This is a genomic window from Micromonospora sp. NBC_00421 (genome assembly GCF_036017915.1).
Classification (GTDB): domain Bacteria; phylum Actinomycetota; class Actinomycetes; order Mycobacteriales; family Micromonosporaceae; genus Micromonospora.
Map to the genome: position 1 here is coordinate 4,972,762 of NZ_CP107929.1, position 18,101 is coordinate 4,990,862.

Sequence of the window (18,101 nt, forward strand, 5' to 3'; positions counted from 1 at the left end):
ACAGTCGAGCCGTCCGGCCACGCGGAACCCGGCGGTGCCCGGACGGGTCACCTGGCAGGATGACCGGGTGACCGAGACAGGCGGGCACGACCGGAGCATTCCACGACAGGGCGTCACCGAGCGCCGGCGAGGTGACGAGATGGCGCAGGCCCCGGGCGGGGAGAACACCGGTGCGCGACGACGGGCGGCACCGACGACAGGTGCGAAACCGACGTCCCGGGTACGGATGTCGGCCGCCCAGCGGCGCGAGCAACTGATCGCGATCGGTCGGCAGGTCTTCGCCGAGAAGGGCTTCGACGCGACCTCGATCGAGGAGGTGGCGGCGCGGGCCCGGGTCTCCAAGCCGGTGGTATACGAACACTTCGGCGGCAAGGAGGGCCTGTACGCGGTGGTCGTCGACCGCGAGGTGCGGGCCCTGCTGGACAGGCTCAGCACGGCGTTGACCGCCGGTCATCCCCGGGAGCTGCTGGAGCAGGCGGCGCTGGCGCTGTTGGGCTACATCGAGGAGGAGACCAGCGGGTTCCGGGTGCTGGTGCGGGAGTCGCCGCTGATGTCGGCGACCGGCAACTTCAGCAGCGTGATGAACGACGTGGGACACCAGGTGGAACACATCCTGGGCGCCGAGTTCTCCAGCCGGGGCTACGACCCGAAGCTGGCCGAGCTGTACTCGCAGGCGCTGGTGGGGATGGTGGCGTTGACCGGCCGCTGGTGGCTGGAGGTCCGCAAGCCGCGCAAGGAGACGGTGGCGGCGCACCTGGTGAACCTGGCCTGGAACGGACTGTCCCACCTGGAGGCCAGGCCGGGGTTGGTCACCGTACGCAAACGCGGTTGAGCGGCGGGCCGGACCGGCGGGCAGCGGGCGCCCGGGGTCAGCGGGCGCCGGCCTCGCGGGCCGGATGGAGCCGGCCGGCCCGTTCCTGTTCGGCGTGCTCGTCGGTGCCGATCTTGTCGTACAGGCCGGTGGCGAGCAGCAGCAGCCCGAACAGCAGCGAGACGATCACCGTCGACATCGAGAAGTTGAGGACGTTGGCGCGGGTCTGGAGCACGCTCATCATGGCGATGCCGGTGACCATGAAGACCACCCCGGCGGTGAGGTTCATGACGTGACCGAGGTTGCCGCGCCGGGACGCCCCGACGATCAGGACGACCCCGAAGGCCACCGAGACCAACGAGAACGCCAGGTTGGTACGCAGGCCCAGGGCCCAGTGGCTGCCCCTGTCGAACAGTGGTTCGCCCCAGGTCTGCACGACGCCGAGTGCGCCGAAGACCAGGATGTAGAGCCCGACGAGCCCGGCGAAGACCCGGTACAGCGGGCGGGCCGGGTGGTTGACCGGAAAGTGCGCCATGGCCCCTCCTCCGCGGACGACATGCCGGGACGATTGTCTCCCGTCATGCCGTCCGGCGTCGGCGAAACGCCAGGTCACCACCGCACCCGGCCCGCGTCGGAGCGGCGTCAGAGCACCAGGCGGGCCTTCTGCCAGGCTTCCTGCTCGTCGTCGGTGCCGACCTTGCCGTACATGCCGACCATCAGCAGGACGAGGCTGAGGGTCATCAGCACGATCACCGTGAGGATGCTGAAGTTGACCACGTTGGCGTCGGTCTGGATGAAGGCCAGACCGGCCAGGCTGATCACCATCAGGAGGTAGGACAGCCACTGGTTGATCGCCACGTCGAGGTTGCGGCCGATCACCGTGCCGACCAGGATGACCACCCCCAGCAGGGCGGACAGCACGGAGAACCCGAGGTTCGTGCCCTGACCGAGGACCTTGGTGTCGTCCTGGGCGAAGAAGTCGTTACCGGCGCTGGCGATGACGCCGAGCACGCCGAAGACCACGAAGTAGAGACCGATGAGCCCGCCGATCGCCCGGTAGACCGGCCGCGCGGGGTGGTTGACGGGGGTATGGGCCATGACTGTGTCTCCAACGCCGTTCGGGTGAGGGTCGCCGACGATTGTCCCGCACCCCGGGGTGTGACGCCGCACACGGGGGCGGTCCGGGTCTACAACGGCGGGATGTCGTCGGCCAGGGTCAGCCAGGTCTCCTCGGTCCGCTCCCGTTCGGCGCGTACCTCCTTGAGCTGCGTGTCGAGCTCGGCGACCTTGGCGTAGTCGGTGGCGTGCGCGGCGAGCTGGCCGAGGAGGGTGGCCTCCTTCTGGTCGAGCTTGCCGATCTGCCGTTCCAGCCGGGTCAGCTCCTTGCGGGCCTGCCGGGCGTCGGCGGCGGACATCCCGCCACCGGCCGGGGCGACCGGTGCGGCGGCGGGGCCGGTCGCGGTCCGGGCCGGGCCGGGTCCGGCGGCGCGGGTCAGGTACTCGTCGACCCCGCCGGGCAGGTGCACCAGCCGCCCGTCGCCGAACATCCCGTACGCGGTGTCGGTGACCCGTTCGATCAGGTACCGGTCGTGACTGGCCACGATGATCGTGCCGGGCCAGGAGTCGAGCAGGTCCTCCAACGCGGCGAGGGTGTCGGTGTCCAGGTCGTTGGTGGGCTCGTCGAAGAGGAGCACGTTGGGTTCCCCGGCGAGCAGCCGGAGCATCTGGAGCCGGCGACGTTCCCCACCGGAGAGGTCGCTGACCGGGGTCCAGAGCCGCCGGTCGTCGAAGCCGAACACCTCGGCGAGCTGGGCGGCGGAGATCTCCCGGTCGCCGAGCTGCACCCGGCGGGCGACCTCCTCGACGGCCTCCAGGACGCGCAGGTGGCCGGGGAGTTCGGCGAGTTCCTGGGAGAGGAACGCCGGCTTGACGGTGGACCCGGTGTGGAACCGGCCGCCGTCGGCGCGGGTGATCCCGGCCAGCAGCCGCAGCAGGGTGGTCTTGCCGGCGCCGTTGCGGCCGAGGATGGCGATCCGGTCGCCGGGGCCGACCTGCCAGGTGGTGTCGTGCAGGATCTCCTTCGGCCCGGCGTGCAGCCGGACGTGCTCCAGGTCGTACACCTGCTTGCCGAGCCGGGCGGTCGCCATCCGCTGCAACGACATGGTGTCGCGCGGCGGCGGCACGTCGTCGATGAGCGCGTTGGCCGCGTCGATCCGGAACTTCGGCTTGGAGGTCCGGGCGGGTGGGCCGCGCCGCAGCCAGGCGATCTCCTTGCGGAGCAGGTTCTGCCGGCGGGCCTCGGTGGCGGCGGCGACCCGTTCCCGCTCGGCGCGGGCCAGGATCCAGGCGGCGAAGCCGCCCTCGTAGGCCCGGACGGCCCGGTCGGCGACCTCCCAGGTGGCGGTGCAGACCGCGTCGAGGAACCACCGGTCGTGGGTGACCACGACGAGCGCACCCCGGCGGCCGACCAGGTGTTTCGCCAGCCAGTCGACGCCACCGACGTCGAGATGGTTGGTGGGCTCGTCGAGGATGAGCAGGTCCGACTCGCGAACCAGCAGGGCGGCCAGCGCCACCCGGCGGCGCTCGCCACCGGACATCGGGCCGACCGGCTGGTCGAGGCCGAGGTGGGGCATGCCGAGGCCGTCGAGGATGGCCCGCACCCCGGCGTCGCCGGCCCACTCGTGTTCGGCGCCCATGCTCTCACCGAGCCAGGCGGTGCCGAGCACCACGTCCCTGACGGTGGCCTCGGGGGTCAGGGTGAGGGCCTGCGGCAGCCAGAGCACCCGCAGGTCGCGGCGGTGGGTGACCCGGCCGTCGTCGGGGTCCTCCTGCTTGGTGAGCATCCGCAGCAGGGTGGACTTGCCGGCGCCGTTGAGGCCGACCACACCGATCCGGTCGGCGTCGTCGAGGCCGAGCGAGACGTCGGTGAGCAGCGGCCCGGCGGCGCCGTACCCCTTGGACACCCGGTCCAGGTTGACGATGTTGGCCACGACCTCACCTCCCATGATCAAGGCGTCCCGGTGCCGGCGGGCACCTCGGGACGCCTGGGGCAAGGGTACGCGGAGGCCCGAGGGCGCCGGTGGGGGGCGCGGGTCAGCCGATCCGGGCGCCGACGACCGGGCCGTGGGCCACCCGGGTCTCCCGGCAGACCCCGGCGGCCGTCACCTCGGCCCCGATCCGCTCCGCGTCGGCGGCGTCCCGGGCCAGGAATACGCAGGTCGGGCCGGAGCCGGAGACGATGCCGGCGAGCGCCCCGGCGGCCTCTCCCGCCTTCAGGGTGTCGGCCAGGGCCGGACGCATCGACAGCGCGGCGTCCTGGAGGTCGTTGCCGAGGCAGCCGGCCAGCACCCGGGGGTCGCGTTGGCGCAGCGCGCCGAGCAGGCCGTCGGTGCTGCCCAGCGGCGTACCCGCGGTGCCGGCGTCGCGCAGCCGGTCCAGCTCCCGGTAGGCCGCGGGGGTGGACAGCCCGCCGTCGGCGACGGCCACCACCCAGTGCCAGGAGGTGGGGCGGGCCAGCACCGGGCTGACCGCCTCGCCCCGGCCGGTGCCCAGCGCGGTGCCCCCGTGGATCAGGAACGGCACGTCGGAACCGAGGTCGGCGGCGATCCCGGCCAACTCGTCGCGGGACAGGCCGGTGCCCCACAGGGCGTCGCAGGCGACGAGCGCGGCGGCGGCGTCGGCGCTGCCGCCGGCCAGCCCACCGGCGAGCGGGATCTGCTTGCGCAGGTGCAGCCGGGCGTGCGGCGGCACACCGGCGTAGCCGGCGAGGGCGTGGGCAGCCCGGATGGCCAGGTTGGAGTCGTCCAGGGCCAGCTCGCCGGTGCCCTCGCCCTCCATGGTCAGGGTGAGCGTGTCGCCGCGTCGGGCGGTCAGCTCGTCGTAGATCGAGATCGCGTGGTAGACGGTGTTCAGCTCGTGGTAGCCGTCCCTGCGCAGCGGTCCCACCCCGAGGTGCAGGTTGACCTTCGCGGGGACCCGGACCCGGACCGGCCCGCTGCTGCCCCGCCGATGGTGGTCGTCGTCCTCCGGTCGCCAGGCCTCGGTCACCGGGTGACGCCCCGCGGGCAGGTGCGGGTGTCGGACGGCATCTCCACGATCAGCTCCTCGGCGGAGTCGGCGGCCGGCGACGTGCCGGCCGGCAACCAGGTCGTACGCGCGGCTGCGGCGCACCCCTCGGCGGGCACGGCGTCAGCCTACTGTGCGTCGGGCGTCGCCGTCGGGGCCGACGCGGCGATCGCGGCGAACTGCTCCACGGTGAGTGACTCCCCCCGTGCACCGGGATCCACCCCGGCGGCGGTGAGCGCCGCGGCGGCCCGGTCCGGGCCACCCGCCCAGCCGGCCAGCGCGGCCCGCAACGTCTTGCGCCGCTGGGCGAACGCCGCGTCGACCACGGCGAAGACGGCCCGCCGGGGTACGTCGTCGCGGGGTGGTTCGCGGCGGGTGAAGGCGACCAGGCCGGAGTCGACGTTCGGCACCGGCCAGAACACGTTCGGTGGCACCCGGCCGGCGGCCCGGGACCGGGCGTACCAGGCGAGCTTGACCGACGGGATGCCGTACACCTTGGAGCCGGGGCCGGCGACCAACCGGTCGGCGACCTCCTTCTGCACCATCACCAGGCCGTGCCGCAGGCTGGGCAGCTCGGCGAGCAGGTGCAGCACCACCGGGACGGCGACGTTGTAGGGCAGGTTCGCCACCAGCGCGGTGGGCGGCGGGTCGGCCAGTTCGGCCGCGGTGATCCGCAGCGCGTCGGCCCGGTGCACGGTGAGCCGGGCGGCGGCGTCCGGGCCGGCGTGCGCGGCGGCGGTCCGCGGCAGCGCGCCGGCCAGCACCGGGTCGATCTCCACCGCGTGCAGGTGGGCGGCGGCCGGCAGCAGGGCCAGGGTGAGCGAGCCGAGGCCGGGGCCGACCTCCAGTGCCACGTCGTCGGGGGTGAGCCCGGCGGCGGTGACGATCCGGCGGACGGTGTTCGGGTCGTGCACGAAGTTCTGGCCGAGCTTCTTGGTCGGGTTGACGTCGAGGCGCGCGGCGAGTTCCCGGATCTCCGCCGGGCCGAGCAGGCCGGTCACGCCCCGAAGCGTAGTCGCGGGTGCCGGGGCGTTCACCACGGGCCGAAGGCCCGGTCCCCGGTGGCGGAGATGGCCGCGCACAGCTCGTCGAGGTCGGCCCCGGTGGTCTCGGCGAGTGACCGCACCGTCAGCGGGATCAGGTACGACGCGTTGGGCCGGCCCCGGTGCGGCATCGGGGTCAGGTACGGCGCGTCGGTCTCCACCAGGAGCTGGTCGATCGGGGTGAGCGCGGCGGCCTCCCGCAGCCCGGTGGCGCTGCCGAAGGTGACCGTGCCGGCGAAGCTGAGCAGGTGGCCCCGGCGGACGCACTCGCGGGCGAAGTCGGCGTCGCCGGAGAAGCAGTGCAGCACCACCGTGTCCGGGGCGCCCTCGTCGTCGAGGATCCGCAGCACGTCGGCGTGGGCGTCCCGGTCGTGGATGACCAGGGCCTTGCCGTACCGCTTGGCGATGGCGATGTGGGCCCGGAAGCTCTCCTCCTGGGCGGCCCGGCCGTCGTCGCCGGTGCGGAAGAAGTCCATGCCGGTCTCACCGACGCCCCGGACCCGGTCCCGGGCGGCAAGCGTCTCGATCTCGCGCAGCGCGGCGTCCAGGTCGGTCAGCCGGGGGGCCTCGTTGGGGTGCAGCGCCACGGTGGCGAGCACCGCCGGATACCGGTCGGCGACGTCGGCCCCCCAGCGGGACGATTCGACGTCCACCCCGACCTGCACCAGCCGGTCCACGCCGACGGCGGCGGCCACCTCGACCGCGGCGGCCACCGGGTCGGCGGGGTCGCCCCCGCCGGGCGCCCCGGCCTCGGCGACGGTGATGTCGAGGTGGGTGTGGCTGTCCAGCACGGGACGGGGCAGCGGCGGCGGGGCGGGCGGGAACTCGCCGGCCCGGCGGGCGGCGCGCTGCTTGCGGGTTTCGGTCGGCTCGGTCATCGCGGCCAGCATCACACACCCGGGCTGCGGCGCGTCCCCCGGACGCCACCGGCTGTTCACCGGGCCGGCACCTGGCCGGCTTACCCTCGCCGGGATGAGTGTCACCGACCGGGCCAGCGACGCCGCCTCCGCGCGGACCGGGTTGCGTGTGACGTACGGCGGGGTGGTCCATCCGGCGGAGGAGTTGGCCCGGGGCGCGGCCTACGAGCTGTTCAGTGCCGAGGCGGCGACCGGTTTCGAGTGGGCGCCCCGACCGGGCTCGGCCTGGCCGTGGCGGCGGTTCGTGCACGTGACCGAGGTCACCGAGGTCCGGGGGGCCGGCGAGCCGGTGGAGGAGCCGGAGGCGGCGCTGCTGATGCCGGTGCACCGCGACCGGGGCTGGTCGTACGTGCACCGGCTCAGCCAGCAGCCGACGGCGGCCGGCGACCCGACGCTGGCCGCCGTGCGCGGGTCGGCGGTGCTGCGCCGCGGCACCCGGATGGTCAAGGTGCTCTCCGCCCGGCAGCTCGCCGGGTACGTGCGGGGTTGGTTGCCGCACGGTTTCTGCTACCGCGAGCACGACGTGGCACACCTGCGGACACCTGCCGCGCTGGCGGTGCTGCGCGGCGACGGCACCAGCGGCGACGGCAGCGAGATCGGGTACGCGCTGCGCTGGCGGGCCGCCGACCCGGGCGACTACGACGTCCCGGTCGGCGAGGCACACCGTGGCCTGCTGGGGTTGCCGCCGCACGACCGGCTCGGTCCACCGGTGCTGGGCACCGGGTTCGTGCCGAGCTCGGCGCAGCTGATCCCCGAGTTCGTCACCCGGGACTTCGCCGACCTGCCGATGCCGGCCAACGCCAGCCTGCTGGCGTACACCGCCGAGGGTGCCGAGGTGGTGCTCTACAGCTACCAGGCGGAGCAGCGTGGCTGGCTGCGGATGGTGGGGCCGCAGTGGCGGCACCTGCTGGCCGCGGTGCCGGGGCTCTCCCCCGACCAGGAGTACGTGCCGACCGGCGAGGTGCCGCGCTCCACCCAGCTCGTCGGCGGGTACGCGGGCGACGAGTACGAGGCGGTGGCGGACCTGCCGGGCGGGTTCCGGGTGCTGGCGATGACCCGGGCGGCCCGGTATCCGGTGGACCAGGTGGCCCGGCGGCTGCGGTACGCCCGGTGGCGGGGCGTGCCCTGCCTGGTGCTCCGGGAGGAGGGTGGCTGGTTGCGGCTGCGGCTGTGTCGCCCCGATCCGGACGCGGTGCGCGACACCGGGGCGCAGTGCCACGAACGGGGCGTGTACGAGACGTGGGCGCCGGCCGTCGAGGTGACCGACGACCGGGTGGTGGATCTGCCGTACGCGCACTGAGGGCATAACGGTGGTCGGCCGGGGAAAGCGCGGCGGGTCCGACACCGACGGATCAGGAGAAGATCATGCCCTTCATCACCGTGGGTACGGAGAATTCCGCCCCTATCGACCTTTACTACGAGGATCACGGGCAGGGTCAGCCGATCGTGCTGATCCACGGCTTCCCGTTCAACGGGGCGACCTGGGAGAAGATGTCCGGTCCGCTGCTCGCGGCCGGGTACCGGGTGATCACTTACGACCGGCGGGGCTTCGGCAGCTCGGCCCAGCCGGCGATGGGGTACGACTACGACACCTTCGCCGCCGACCTCGACGTGCTGATGACCGAGTTGGACCTGCGCAACGCGATCCTGGTGGGCCACTCGATGGGCACCGGCGAGGTGACCCGCTACCTCGGCGCGTACGGGTCGAACCGGGTGGACCGGGCGGTGCTGATGGCGCCGCTGGCGCCGTACCTGTTGCAGACGAAGGACAACCCGGAGGGCGTCGAGAAGAGCCTCTTCGACGGGTTCCAGCAGGCGATCGTCGCGGACCGGTTCGCCTACCTGACCCAGTTCTGCGACACGTTCTTCAACTACAGCGAGAACAAGGGCAAATGGGTCAGCGAGGAGGCGTACCGGGCGCACTGGCAGATCGGCGCGCAGGCGTCGGCCAAGGGCACCCACGACTCGGTGGACGCCTGGCAGACCGATTTCCGGGGCGACGTGCCGAACATCGACGTCCCGGTGCTGATCATCCAGGGCGACAAGGACAACGTGCTGCCGTACCCGAAGACGGGTCAGCGGTTGGCGCCGATGCTGCCCAACGGCAAGCTGGTCACCCTGAAGGGTGCGCCGCACGGCATTCCGTGGACCCACCCGGCCGAGGTGAACAAGGCGCTCATGGAGTTCATCGGCGCACCGTCGATGGCCCGCGCCTGACGTACCGCCGACCCGGCCCCGGGGGAACCCCCGGGGCCGTCGCGGGCCGGTCAGCCTTCCAGCCGGGCCAGTTCCTCGTCGACGATCGACGGGTCGAGCTTGCGGAAGACCGGCTTGGGCGCGGCCAGCGGCCGACCGGCCTGCAACGGTACGGACTCCCAGCGCGCGCCGACCGTGTAGTCCCCGGTGAGCACCGGGTAGCCGGGCCCGCCGTCGAGGTCGTCGACCTCTTCGAGCACCGGCATCGGGGCGTGCACCCCGGTGCCGCCGAGCAACTCGTGGATCTGCTGGGCGGAGTGCGGCAGGAACGGGGTGAGCAGGGTGTTGGCGTCGCTGATCACCTGGAGGGCGACGTGCAGGATGGTGCCCATCCGGGGCTTGTCGGCCTCGGACTTGAGCTTCCAGGGGGCCTGCTCGGACAGGTACCGGTTGGCCTCGGCGACGACCTTCATCGCCTCGCCGATGGCCTGCTTCTGCCGGTGCCGGGCGATCAGGTCGCCGACCGTGGCGAACCCGGCGCGGGCCACCGCGAGCAGCGCCTCGTCGGCCTCGGTGAGCCCGGCCGGGTCGACCGGCGGGATCGCGCCGAAGTTCTTGGCCGCCATGGAGACCGAGCGGTTGACCAGGTTGCCCCAGCCGGCGACGAGTTCGTCGTTGTTGCGGCGGAGGAACTCGGCCCAGGTGAAGTCGGTGTCGTTGCTCTCCGGCCCGGCGACGGCGATGAAGTAGCGCAGCGCGTCGGCGTCGTAGCGGGCCAGGAAGTCGCGGACGTAGATGACGACCTTGCGGGACGAGGAGAACTTGCGCCCCTCCATGGTCAGGTACTCGCTGGAGACCACCTCGGTGGGGAGGTTGAGCCGGCCCAGCTCGCCGGGCTGACCGTCGCGGCTGCCCGCCCCGGAGTAGCCGCCGAGCAGCGCCGGCCAGATCACCGAGTGGAAGACGATGTTGTCCTTGCCCATGAAGTAGTAGGCCGGGGCGTCCTTGCCCTCCCCGTCGGCCGACCACCACCTGCGCCACGCCTCCGGGTCGCCGGTGCGCCGGGCCCACTCGATGGACGCGGACAGGTAGCCGATCACCGCGTCGAACCAGACGTAGATCCGCTTGTCGCCCCGGTCCTGCCAGCCCTCCAGCGGGATCGGCACACCCCATTCCAGGTCCCGGGTGATGGCCCGGGGCTGGAGGTCGTCGAGCAGGTTGCGGGAGAAACGCAGCACGTTGGGCCGCCAGCCCTCCCGGGTGTCCAGCCACTGGCGCAGCGCGTCGGCGAGGGCGGGGAGGTCGAGGAAGAAGTGCTCGGTCTCCACGAACTCCGGCGTCTCACCGTTGATCTTGGACTTCGGGTCGATCAGGTCGATCGGGTCGAGCTGGTTGCCGCAGTTGTCGCACTGGTCGCCCCGGGCACTGTCGTAGCCGCAGATCGGGCAGGTGCCCTCGATGTAGCGGTCGGGCAGGGTCCGCCCGGTGGACGGTGAGATCGCCCCGGTGGTGACCTTCGGGACGATGTAGCCGTTGCGGTGCAGCCCGGTGAACAGCTCCTGCACCACCGCGTAGTGGTTGCGGGTGGTGGTCCGGGTGAACAGGTCGTAGGACAGGCCCAGCGCCAACAGGTCCTCGGCGATCACCCGGTTGTACCGGTCGGCCAGCTCGCGCGGGGTGACCCCCTCGGCGTCGGCCTGCACCTGGATCGGGGTGCCGTGCTCGTCGGTGCCGGAGACCATGAGCACGTCGTGGCCGGCCATCCGCATGTACCGGGCGAAGACGTCGGAGGGAACGCCGAAGCCGGACACGTGGCCGATGTGGCGCGGACCGTTGGCGTAGGGCCAGGCGACCGCGGCGAGAACGTGACTCATGACCAGCAAGCCTAGTGACCCGCGCGGGGTGCCCGCGAACCAATAGGGGGGAGCACACCGCGCCGACGGAAATCCGCCGTACACCCGAATTGTCGGCCGACACGCGGAGTCAGCTCACCGGCACCGAGGGCGACCCGGTGTCCAATGGCTGTCGTGACGGGCGGACGATCGGGGCACGACGAGTCGGCGGCGGGCACCCGGCGACCGCGCCCGGGTCCCGGGGACGGCCCGGGGCCGCGCGGGGCCGCCGTCGCCCCGCAGCGACGACCCGGCCCCGGGCCCGCCGAGGCGACAGTCGAGGTCGAGCCGACCACCGGGGCACCGGTCGACGCGGTGCCACAGCGGGTTCCGGTACGCCAGCCGCGCAGCCACCGCCCGCCCGGGGGTACCCCGCAGGACGACGACGCCTTCTTCTGGGCACCGATCGAGCAGGTGCACTGGGACGGCACCCCGTTGCGCAAGGAGCCGAAGCAGCGGCTCCGCGTACCGCGCCGACGTCGTCCGGCCCGCGTCGCCCATCCGCCGGACCCGGTCCGGGGACTCGCCGTGCTGCTGACGTTGAGCCTGGTGGCGACGTTCTTCGCCTGGGTGAGCGCGGGGCCGCTCTGGCTGGCGGTCGGGCACTCCACGGCGGGGACGGTGATGATCACCGACTGTTCGGGTGGCGGGCTCACCCAGCGCTGCCGGGGTATCTTCGCCGCCGACGGCGACCGGTTCCTGACCCACGGGGTACGGGTCAGCGGAGTGCCGGCCGAACGCACCGCCACCGGCACGGTGCTGCCGGCGCGGGTGACCGGAGCGCGCGCGGAGACCGCGTACGTGGACACCGGGGTGGGCCGGCATCTGCGCTGGCTGCTCGGCCTGCTGGCGGTGGCCGGCTGCGGGGCGGGGATCGTCCGGTGGACCGGGGCGACCCTGCTGGCCGACCCCAGACAGCGCCGCTGGGCGACCGGCGGCGGGTACGCCGGGCCGGCGCTGATCACCCTGGGCTTCCTCGTCGCCGCCTGGTGAGCCGGGGCCGACCGACGCGCTTCGCGGTCCACCGGCACGGGCCGCACGCGCGGCCATGCCACCGCGCGTACCACGGCTCAGCGGTGCACGACGGTGTAGACGTCCCGGCGGCGCAGCCCGTACCCGGTGGCCACCTCGCTGATAGCGTCCCGGCGGGACATCCCGGCGGCCTCCCGGTCGGCCACCTGGGCCCGCAGCGTGTCGTCGTCGGGACGCTCGGCGGGTGCCTCCGGCGCCCCCGCGACGACCAGGGTGATCTCGCCGCGCGGTTCGCCCCGGGCCGCCCAGTCGGCCAGTTCGCCGAGCGGTCGACGGACGACCTCCTCGTACGTCTTGGTCAGTTCCCGGCAGAGCGCGGCGGGCCGGTCGGCACCGAACGCGGCGGCCAGGTCGGCCAGTGCGGCGGCGATCCGGTGCGGGGCCTCGAAGAGGACCAGGGTGCGCGGTTCGTCGGCCAGCGCCCGGAGCCGGGCCCGCCGGCCGCCGGGCGAACGGGGCAGGAAGCCCTCGAAGCAGAACCGGTCGCAGGGCAGCCCGGACAGGGCCAGGGCGGTGGTGACGGCGCTCGGGCCGGGTGCGGCGGTGACCGGCACGCCGGCGTCGAGCGCGGCGGTGACCAGCCGGTATCCCGGGTCGGAGACGCTGGGCATACCGCCGTCGGTGACCAGCGCGACCAGGTAGCCCTCGCGGAGCACGTCGACCAGTTCGGGGGTACGCCGTTCCTCGTTGCCCTCGAAGTAGGACACGATCCGCCCGCCGACGGTGACGTCGAGGTCGCGGGCGAGCCGGGCGAGCCGGCGGGTGTCCTCGGCGGCGACCACGTCGGCGGTGGCGAGGGCCTCGCGGAGCCGGGTGGACGCGTCGGCCGGGTTGCCCAGCGGCGCACCGAGCAGAATCAGGCGTCCAACTTCGGACATTTCGCCCACGAGGCGTGCTCCTTCATCGATAGTCGTACCAATCTCGGGGACGACGGGCGCCACCGGGCACCTCCGCAGCCTACGATCGCCGGGTGACGAGTGCGTCGACAGCACAGAGTGCGAGCGCGGACCGGACCGACCCGGAGGCACCCCCTCCCGAGGGCGGCGGAGGTGGCGTGCCGGCGATCGTCCGTCGCCGGCTCGCCACCGTCGAGACCCGGCTGGACGTGAACTCGTGGATCGCCACCGCCGTGGTGGTGGCGATCGCCGCCGTCCTGCGCCTGCTCGGGCTGAGTAGCCCGAAGGGCAAGATCTTCGACGAGATCTACTACGCCCGGGACGGCTACGGCCTGATCGACAAGGGCGTCGAGTGGAACTACAAGGACAACGGTCCGTCGTACGTGGTCCACCCGCCGCTGGGCAAGTGGCTGATCGGGCTCGGCGAGTGGGCCTTCGGCTACCAGGACGCGGAGACCAACATCTCCGTGCCGGGCCACCTGATGACCACCGCCCCGGAGTTCGGCTGGCGGATCAGCTCGGCGGTGGCCGGCATCCTCACGGTGCTGATGCTGACCCGGATCGCCCGCCGGATGTTCCGCTCCACCACGCTCGGCTGCGCCGCCGGCCTGTTGCTCGCCCTGGACGGCTTCCACCTGGTGCTCTCCCGCACCGCGCTGCTCGACATCTTCCTGCCGCTGTTCATACTGGCCGCCTTCGGCGCGCTGGTGCTCGACCGGGACGCCCGCCGCCGACGCTGGGCCCGCGCCCTCGACGAGGGCCTCGACCCGACCGTCGCCGGCCGGGCCGGTCGCCCCGCCGGTGGCTGGCGGAACTGGCCCTGGTGGCGGCTGCTCGCCGGGGTGCTGCTCGGCTGCGCGTGCGCCGTGAAATGGAGCGGGATCTACTTCGTGCCGGCCTTCGGGCTGCTGGCCCTGCTCTGGGAGGTCGGTCTGCGCCGGTCGGTCGGGGTCCGCCGACCGTGGCGCGACGCGCTCCTCGACGAGCTGCCCTGGCTGGTGCTCGCCGGGCTGCTGGTGGTCGGGACCTACCTGCTGACCTGGTCGGGTTGGCTGCTCTCCGACGACGGCTACTACCGGCTCGCGGCCCGGTACCCGAACCTCCCGGGGCTCAGTGACACCCCGGTCATCGGCGCGCTGACCAACCTGTTCCAGTACCACAAGGCGGCGTTCGAGTTCCATACCGGCCTGGAGACCGCGCACAAGTACCAGTCGTGGCCCTGGCAGTGGTTGCTGCTGGGCCGGCCGGTGGCGTTCCACTGGTCCGGCGACGGCGCGTGCGGCGCACCGACCTGCGCGTCGGAGATCCTGCTGCTGGGCACGCCGCTGCTCTGGTGGTCGTTCCTGCCGGCCCTGGCCGCCACCCTCTGGCTCGGCATAGCGCGGCGGGACTGGCGGGCCGGGGCGTTCCTGGTGGCCGTTGCCGCCGGTCTCCTGCCCTGGTTCTGGTACGCCCTCGACGGCCGGACGATGTTCTCCTTCTACGCCGCCCCGGCGCTGCCGTTCCTGGTGTTGGCGGTGGTCTACGTGCTCGGTGCGATCGCCACCCCCACCACCACCGCCCGAGCCACCCCGGCCAACTCCGGCCCCGGCGACCCCGCCCTCGGCAGCCCTGCCCCCGGCAACCCTGCCCCCGGCAACCCTGCGTCGGACAACCCTGCGTCGGAGAGTCCCGCGTCGGGCAGTCCTGCAGCGGACGACCCCAGGCCGGACGACCCGACGTCGGGCAGCCGCGAACCGGTCGAGCCGAACATCACGGTCATGGTCGCGGAGGCCGACGCGGCGACCGCCGAGGAGATCGCCGACCGGCGACTGATCGGCGGGGTCATCGTCGGGGCCTACGTGCTGCTGGTGGCGCTCTGTTTCGCGTACTTCTATCCGATCTTCGTGGGCAATCTCCTGCCGTACGACGACTGGTCGGCCCGGATGTGGCTGGACGGCCGCTGGATCTGACCGACTTCGCCCCACCGCCTCACCGCCTCACCGCCCCACCGCCTCACCGCCTCACCGCCTCACCGCCTCACCGCCCTACCGCCCACCGCCTTATCGCCGCGAACCGTCAGCCTGACCCGCCCACCACCGTCCGTCGCGTCCGCCCCGCCGGGATGCAGCCCGGTACCACCGGGATGCCAGAAGAGAGCTGTCGAACCGGATCGGAAGCCGGCCAACCCTCACCGGTCTCGTCGCAGGTCGCCCGCCAGCGAACGCACGCGACCGTTCCCCCATGCACTCGCTACAGAGCTGATGACGTCAACGAATCACCCCCCAGTCATCGCACCCGGAGCGCCCGACCCCCTGCCGCATCGAACAACCACGCCACCCAGACCCCATATCCGCCGAACCACCAGCGGCCGTCGATCATGGAGTAGTGGTGGTCGTTCAGCACCTTTTCAGACCCTTTGGAAGCACCACAACTCCATGATCGACCATGGGGAACGCCCGGCACGAGGTGGAACCACGTCGTCGGGTGGGTGGGGGCGGCAGAGGAACGGGCGAGGCGGGCGAGGCGGGGAGCCTGCGGCGGATACCGGCGACACGGGTCGGCCCGGCCGGGGCACGGGGAACCGGGATCGGACCGGCGACACGGGTCGACCCGGTCGGGGCACGGGGAACCGGGGAGGTGGGGGGACGAGGGGCTCGCTGTCGGCCGCACGGAGGCGGGATGGCTGATTCGTTTTCGTCATCAGCTCTACAGGAGCACTCCGGACATCACCGCCGCCACATCACCGCCGCCAGCGAGGATCGATCGTTGTCGCGGCCCAATCCGCACGGGCACGGGCAGCCGAGATCGGAAGCGCGGGAGATGTTCCACGAGTGGATCCGGCAGAATCACGGCAGAAGGGCGCGCCCCGATCGCCTGCCACGGGGGAAGCGGGCGATTGGGGCGCGCAAGTTAGAGCTTAACCACGTTGCGCCAAGGGCACAACGGGTCGACTTGAGTCAGATTTCCGACCGATGCATCGTGCGGCAAATGCTTTACATATAGCATCTAACGGACAGTCATCCACCTTCGACCGAGCGCCCCACATCGACCGCTCGGCCGGGGCGGCTGCCCGGAATCCTGCCCACCCCGACTGCCCGGCGATCCGGCATCTCGCACCCGTGGCGATCCCGGGCGGACCTCCATAGTGGATCTCACTACACTTCGCCCGGTGATCAACACGAGACGACGATCGACGGCCGTCCTGATCGGAGTGTTGGCGGCGACGGCGCTGACCGGCCCCGCACCGGCCCACGCCGATGACGAGGAGCCCGCCGAGCCGCCCAAGGTCGAGCTGGTGCTCGACGTGAGCGGCTCGATGCGGGCCAACGACATCGACGGACGCAGCCGGATCTCGGTCGCCCAGCAGGCGTTCAACGAGGTGGTCGACGCGCTGCCCCAGGAGACCCAGCTCGGCATCCGGGTGCTCGGCGCGACCTATCGGGGCAAGGACAAGAAACAGGGCTGCCTGGACACCCAGCAGATCGTGCCGGTCGGGCCGGTGGACCGTACCGCGGCCAAGGCGGCGGTGGCGACGCTGCGGCCGACCGGCTTCACCCCGGTCGGACTGGCCCTGCGCTCCGCCGCCCGGGATCTCGGCACCGGCACGACCGCCCGCCGGATCGTGCTGATCACCGACGGCGAGGACACCTGCGCCCCGCCCGACCCGTGCGAGGTGGCCCGCGAGCTGGCCGCCCAGGGCACCAAGCTGGTGGTCGACACGCTCGGCCTGGCCCCGGACGCCAAGGTCCGCAGGCAGCTGCTCTGCATCGCCACCGCGACCGGCGGCACCTACACGGCGGCACAGAGCGCCGACGAACTGACCGGCCGGATCAAGCAGCTCGTCGACCGGGCCAAGGAGACCTACACCGCCGCCCCGACCGTGGTGACCGGCCGGACGGACTGCGCAGGCGCGCCGTTGCTCGCCCCCGGTGTCTACGCCGACCGGGAGGCGTTCTCCGAGCACCGCTGGTACCGGGTGCCCGTCCGGCCGGGGCAGGAGTTGCGGGCCTCGGTCAGCGTGGCGTTGGACCGGCCGGTGAACCCCGACCACGCGGTACTGCTGCGGGCCACCGCCACCGACGGCCGGGAACTCGTCCGGGGTGTCGACGCCGGCAGCGGTCGTACCGACGTGGTGTCGGCGGGGTTGCGCTGGTCGGGGACGGCGGACGGTGCGACACCCACTCCGTCGGCCACCGACGCGCCGGTGCCGGCCACCACGGTCTGCCTGGTGGTCAGCAACGCCTTCGCCCCCCGTCCGGGGACCCGGGCCGAGCCGGGCATGCCGGTCGAGCTGACCATCGACGTGGTCGACTCCTCACCCGCCCCGGCCGCGCCGGACCTGGGCCGCGGCTGGGTGCTGCTGCTCCTGCTCACCCTGGCCGGGCTGCTCACGGGTCTGGTCGTCGGGCTGCTCACCCGCTGGTGGGTGGCGACGTGGAGGACGAACTGACGATGCGTACCCCGATCATCCGGACCGGTGCGGCCCTGGCCGCCGCCGGGCTGACCCTGCTCGCCGCCCCGGCTGCGGCCACCGCCGCACCCACCCCCTCCCCCGGCGCCACCCCGGTCACCCGGGCCGGGACGTCCTTCCTCACCGCCACCGGCATCGCGGCCGGTCAACCGGTCCGGGTGGACGCCTCCACCGGCGACTTCCTGTACTGGTCGTTCCCGGCCTCGGCGGGGCAACGCCACGAGATCACCGCGACGGTGTCCCTGCCGAAGGCCCGCACCGGGGCGTCCACCTGGACGGTGGAGGTCTTCGACGGCCTGCGCCGCCGGCAGGCGTGCACGGCCGGGGCACAGACCCCGACGGTTGCCGCCTCCGCGGGCAGCGTGGCGCTGGGCTGCACGCTGCGCCAGGTGCGGTCCTGGGCGGAGCCGTGGTCGGCCGACCCGCTGCCCGGCACCTACTTCGTCCGGTTGTCCGTGACCGACCTCCCCGAGGCCGACCTGGGGCAGCCGATCGACGTGGAACTGCTGGTCTCCGCCGAGGGTGAGGGCTCGCGCGACGACGGCGAGCTGAAGGCGCCGCTGGTGCCGAACACCAGGGCCGGCACGGTGCTGACCGGCGAGCCGGCGGCGACCCCCGCCGAGTCCGACGACGACTGGTTCGACGGCGACTGGCTGCCCGCGCTCGGCTCGCGCTGGGCGTGGAGCGCCGTCGGCGGCGCGCTCGCCGCCGTCGCCGGGGTGGTCGGCTTCGCGCTGACCCGCCGCCCGCGCCGCCCCTGATCCCGGCGGTGGCCGTCCCGGGATCGGGGCGGCCA

Annotated in this window: 15 protein-coding genes and 2 pseudogenes; 8 read left to right on the forward strand and 9 right to left on the reverse strand. The window is 73.1% G+C overall.

The features are described 5' to 3' along the window. The first annotated feature begins 139 nt into the window (after positions 1–139). Positions 140–832: a TetR/AcrR family transcriptional regulator gene (locus OHQ87_RS20890; protein ID WP_328348936.1), complete on the forward strand. Its 693-nt coding sequence runs from the start codon at positions 140–142 to the stop codon at positions 830–832. A gap of 37 nt (positions 833–869) precedes the next feature. Here OHQ87_RS20890 and OHQ87_RS20895 read toward each other — a convergent pair whose 3' ends face one another. From OHQ87_RS20895 to OHQ87_RS20925, 7 genes are all read right to left on the reverse strand, one after another. After that, positions 870–1,346, reverse strand: a complete 477-nt coding sequence (locus OHQ87_RS20895; RefSeq protein ID WP_328340305.1) for a DUF4383 domain-containing protein — start codon at positions 1,344–1,346, stop codon at positions 870–872. 107 nt (positions 1,347–1,453) lie between these two features. Beyond that, the gene (locus OHQ87_RS20900) at positions 1,454–1,909 is read right to left on the reverse strand and encodes a DUF4383 domain-containing protein (RefSeq protein ID WP_328340306.1); all 456 of its coding nucleotides are present in this window, start codon (positions 1,907–1,909) and stop codon (positions 1,454–1,456) included. 89 nt (positions 1,910–1,998) lie between these two features. After that, positions 1,999–3,801, reverse strand: coding sequence for an ABC-F family ATP-binding cassette domain-containing protein (locus OHQ87_RS20905; RefSeq protein WP_328340308.1), 1,803 nt, complete (start codon positions 3,799–3,801; stop codon positions 1,999–2,001). A gap of 103 nt (positions 3,802–3,904) precedes the next feature. Then, a complete protein-coding gene (locus OHQ87_RS20910; RefSeq protein ID WP_328340310.1) occupies positions 3,905–4,858 on the reverse strand; it encodes a 4-(cytidine 5'-diphospho)-2-C-methyl-D-erythritol kinase in 954 nt (317 codons plus the stop codon). Then, positions 4,855–4,995: a hypothetical protein gene (locus OHQ87_RS20915; RefSeq protein ID WP_328340312.1), complete on the reverse strand. Its 141-nt coding sequence runs from the start codon at positions 4,993–4,995 to the stop codon at positions 4,855–4,857. The genes OHQ87_RS20910 and OHQ87_RS20915 overlap by 4 nt, the downstream gene beginning before the upstream one ends. A gap of 9 nt (positions 4,996–5,004) precedes the next feature. Further along, complete coding sequence (gene rsmA, locus OHQ87_RS20920; RefSeq protein WP_328340314.1) at positions 5,005–5,877, reverse strand: 16S rRNA (adenine(1518)-N(6)/adenine(1519)-N(6))-dimethyltransferase RsmA; 873 nt, start codon at positions 5,875–5,877, stop codon at positions 5,005–5,007. A gap of 32 nt (positions 5,878–5,909) precedes the next feature. After that, on the reverse strand, positions 5,910–6,809 hold the full coding sequence (locus OHQ87_RS20925) for a TatD family hydrolase (protein WP_328348937.1): 900 nt from the start codon (positions 6,807–6,809) through the stop codon (positions 5,910–5,912). Between the two features lie 82 nt (positions 6,810–6,891). On the opposite strand from OHQ87_RS20925, the gene OHQ87_RS20930 reads away from it, so the two are divergent. Together OHQ87_RS20930 and OHQ87_RS20935 are read left to right on the forward strand one after the other, a co-directional pair. Beyond that, positions 6,892–8,136, forward strand: a complete 1,245-nt coding sequence (locus tag OHQ87_RS20930) for a hypothetical protein (RefSeq protein ID WP_328340316.1) — start codon at positions 6,892–6,894, stop codon at positions 8,134–8,136. Positions 8,137–8,201: 65 nt separating this feature from the next. Further along, positions 8,202–9,053 (forward strand): alpha/beta fold hydrolase, encoded by an 852-nt coding sequence (locus OHQ87_RS20935; RefSeq protein WP_328340318.1) that lies wholly within the window; start codon positions 8,202–8,204, stop codon positions 9,051–9,053. 50 nt (positions 9,054–9,103) lie between these two features. Here OHQ87_RS20935 and metG read toward each other — a convergent pair whose 3' ends face one another. Continuing rightward, complete coding sequence (gene metG / locus OHQ87_RS20940; RefSeq protein WP_328340320.1) at positions 9,104–10,906, reverse strand: methionine--tRNA ligase; 1,803 nt, start codon at positions 10,904–10,906, stop codon at positions 9,104–9,106. Positions 10,907–11,050: 144 nt separating this feature from the next. On the opposite strand from metG, the gene OHQ87_RS20945 reads away from it, so the two are divergent. Next, positions 11,051–11,917, forward strand: a complete 867-nt coding sequence (locus tag OHQ87_RS20945; protein ID WP_442930580.1) for a hypothetical protein — start codon at positions 11,051–11,053, stop codon at positions 11,915–11,917. Positions 11,918–11,994: 77 nt separating this feature from the next. Here OHQ87_RS20945 and rsmI read toward each other — a convergent pair whose 3' ends face one another. Beyond that, complete coding sequence (gene rsmI / locus OHQ87_RS20950) at positions 11,995–12,834, reverse strand: 16S rRNA (cytidine(1402)-2'-O)-methyltransferase (protein ID WP_442930581.1); 840 nt, start codon at positions 12,832–12,834, stop codon at positions 11,995–11,997. A 92-nt stretch (positions 12,835–12,926) separates the two neighbouring features. On the opposite strand from rsmI, the pseudogene OHQ87_RS20955 reads away from it, so the two are divergent. The 4 genes and pseudogenes from OHQ87_RS20955 to OHQ87_RS20965 all read left to right on the forward strand — a co-directional run. Beyond that, a pseudogene (locus OHQ87_RS20955) lies at positions 12,927–14,474 on the forward strand (dolichyl-phosphate-mannose--protein mannosyltransferase); the annotation flags it as partial. A gap of 54 nt (positions 14,475–14,528) precedes the next feature. Continuing rightward, a pseudogene (locus OHQ87_RS31430) lies at positions 14,529–14,804 on the forward strand (hypothetical protein); the annotation flags it as partial. 1,199 nt (positions 14,805–16,003) lie between these two features. Continuing rightward, positions 16,004–17,284 (forward strand): VWA domain-containing protein, encoded by a 1,281-nt coding sequence (locus OHQ87_RS20960; RefSeq protein ID WP_328340328.1) that lies wholly within the window; start codon positions 16,004–16,006, stop codon positions 17,282–17,284. Positions 17,285–17,286: 2 nt separating this feature from the next. Next, positions 17,287–18,066, forward strand: coding sequence for a peptidase (locus OHQ87_RS20965; protein WP_328348938.1), 780 nt, complete (start codon positions 17,287–17,289; stop codon positions 18,064–18,066). The last annotated feature ends 35 nt before the right edge of the window (positions 18,067–18,101 follow it).

Coding starts and splice junctions, on each gene's coding strand:
- metG (WP_328340320.1), bottom strand. CDS start 10,906: ATGAGTCACGTTCTCGCCGCGGTCGCCTGGCCCTACGCCAACGGTCCG.
- OHQ87_RS20900 (WP_328340306.1), bottom strand. CDS start 1,909: ATGGCCCATACCCCCGTCAACCACCCCGCGCGGCCGGTCTACCGGGCG.
- OHQ87_RS20925 (WP_328348937.1), bottom strand. CDS start 6,809: ATGCTGGCCGCGATGACCGAGCCGACCGAAACCCGCAAGCAGCGCGCC.
- OHQ87_RS20890 (WP_328348936.1), top strand. CDS start 140: ATGGCGCAGGCCCCGGGCGGGGAGAACACCGGTGCGCGACGACGGGCG.
- rsmI (WP_442930581.1), bottom strand. CDS start 12,834: ATGTCCGAAGTTGGACGCCTGATTCTGCTCGGTGCGCCGCTGGGCAAC.
- OHQ87_RS20895 (WP_328340305.1), bottom strand. CDS start 1,346: ATGGCGCACTTTCCGGTCAACCACCCGGCCCGCCCGCTGTACCGGGTC.
- OHQ87_RS20930 (WP_328340316.1), top strand. CDS start 6,892: ATGAGTGTCACCGACCGGGCCAGCGACGCCGCCTCCGCGCGGACCGGG.
- OHQ87_RS20935 (WP_328340318.1), top strand. CDS start 8,202: ATGCCCTTCATCACCGTGGGTACGGAGAATTCCGCCCCTATCGACCTT.
- OHQ87_RS20965 (WP_328348938.1), top strand. CDS start 17,287: ATGCGTACCCCGATCATCCGGACCGGTGCGGCCCTGGCCGCCGCCGGG.
- OHQ87_RS20945 (WP_442930580.1), top strand. CDS start 11,051: ATGGCTGTCGTGACGGGCGGACGATCGGGGCACGACGAGTCGGCGGCG.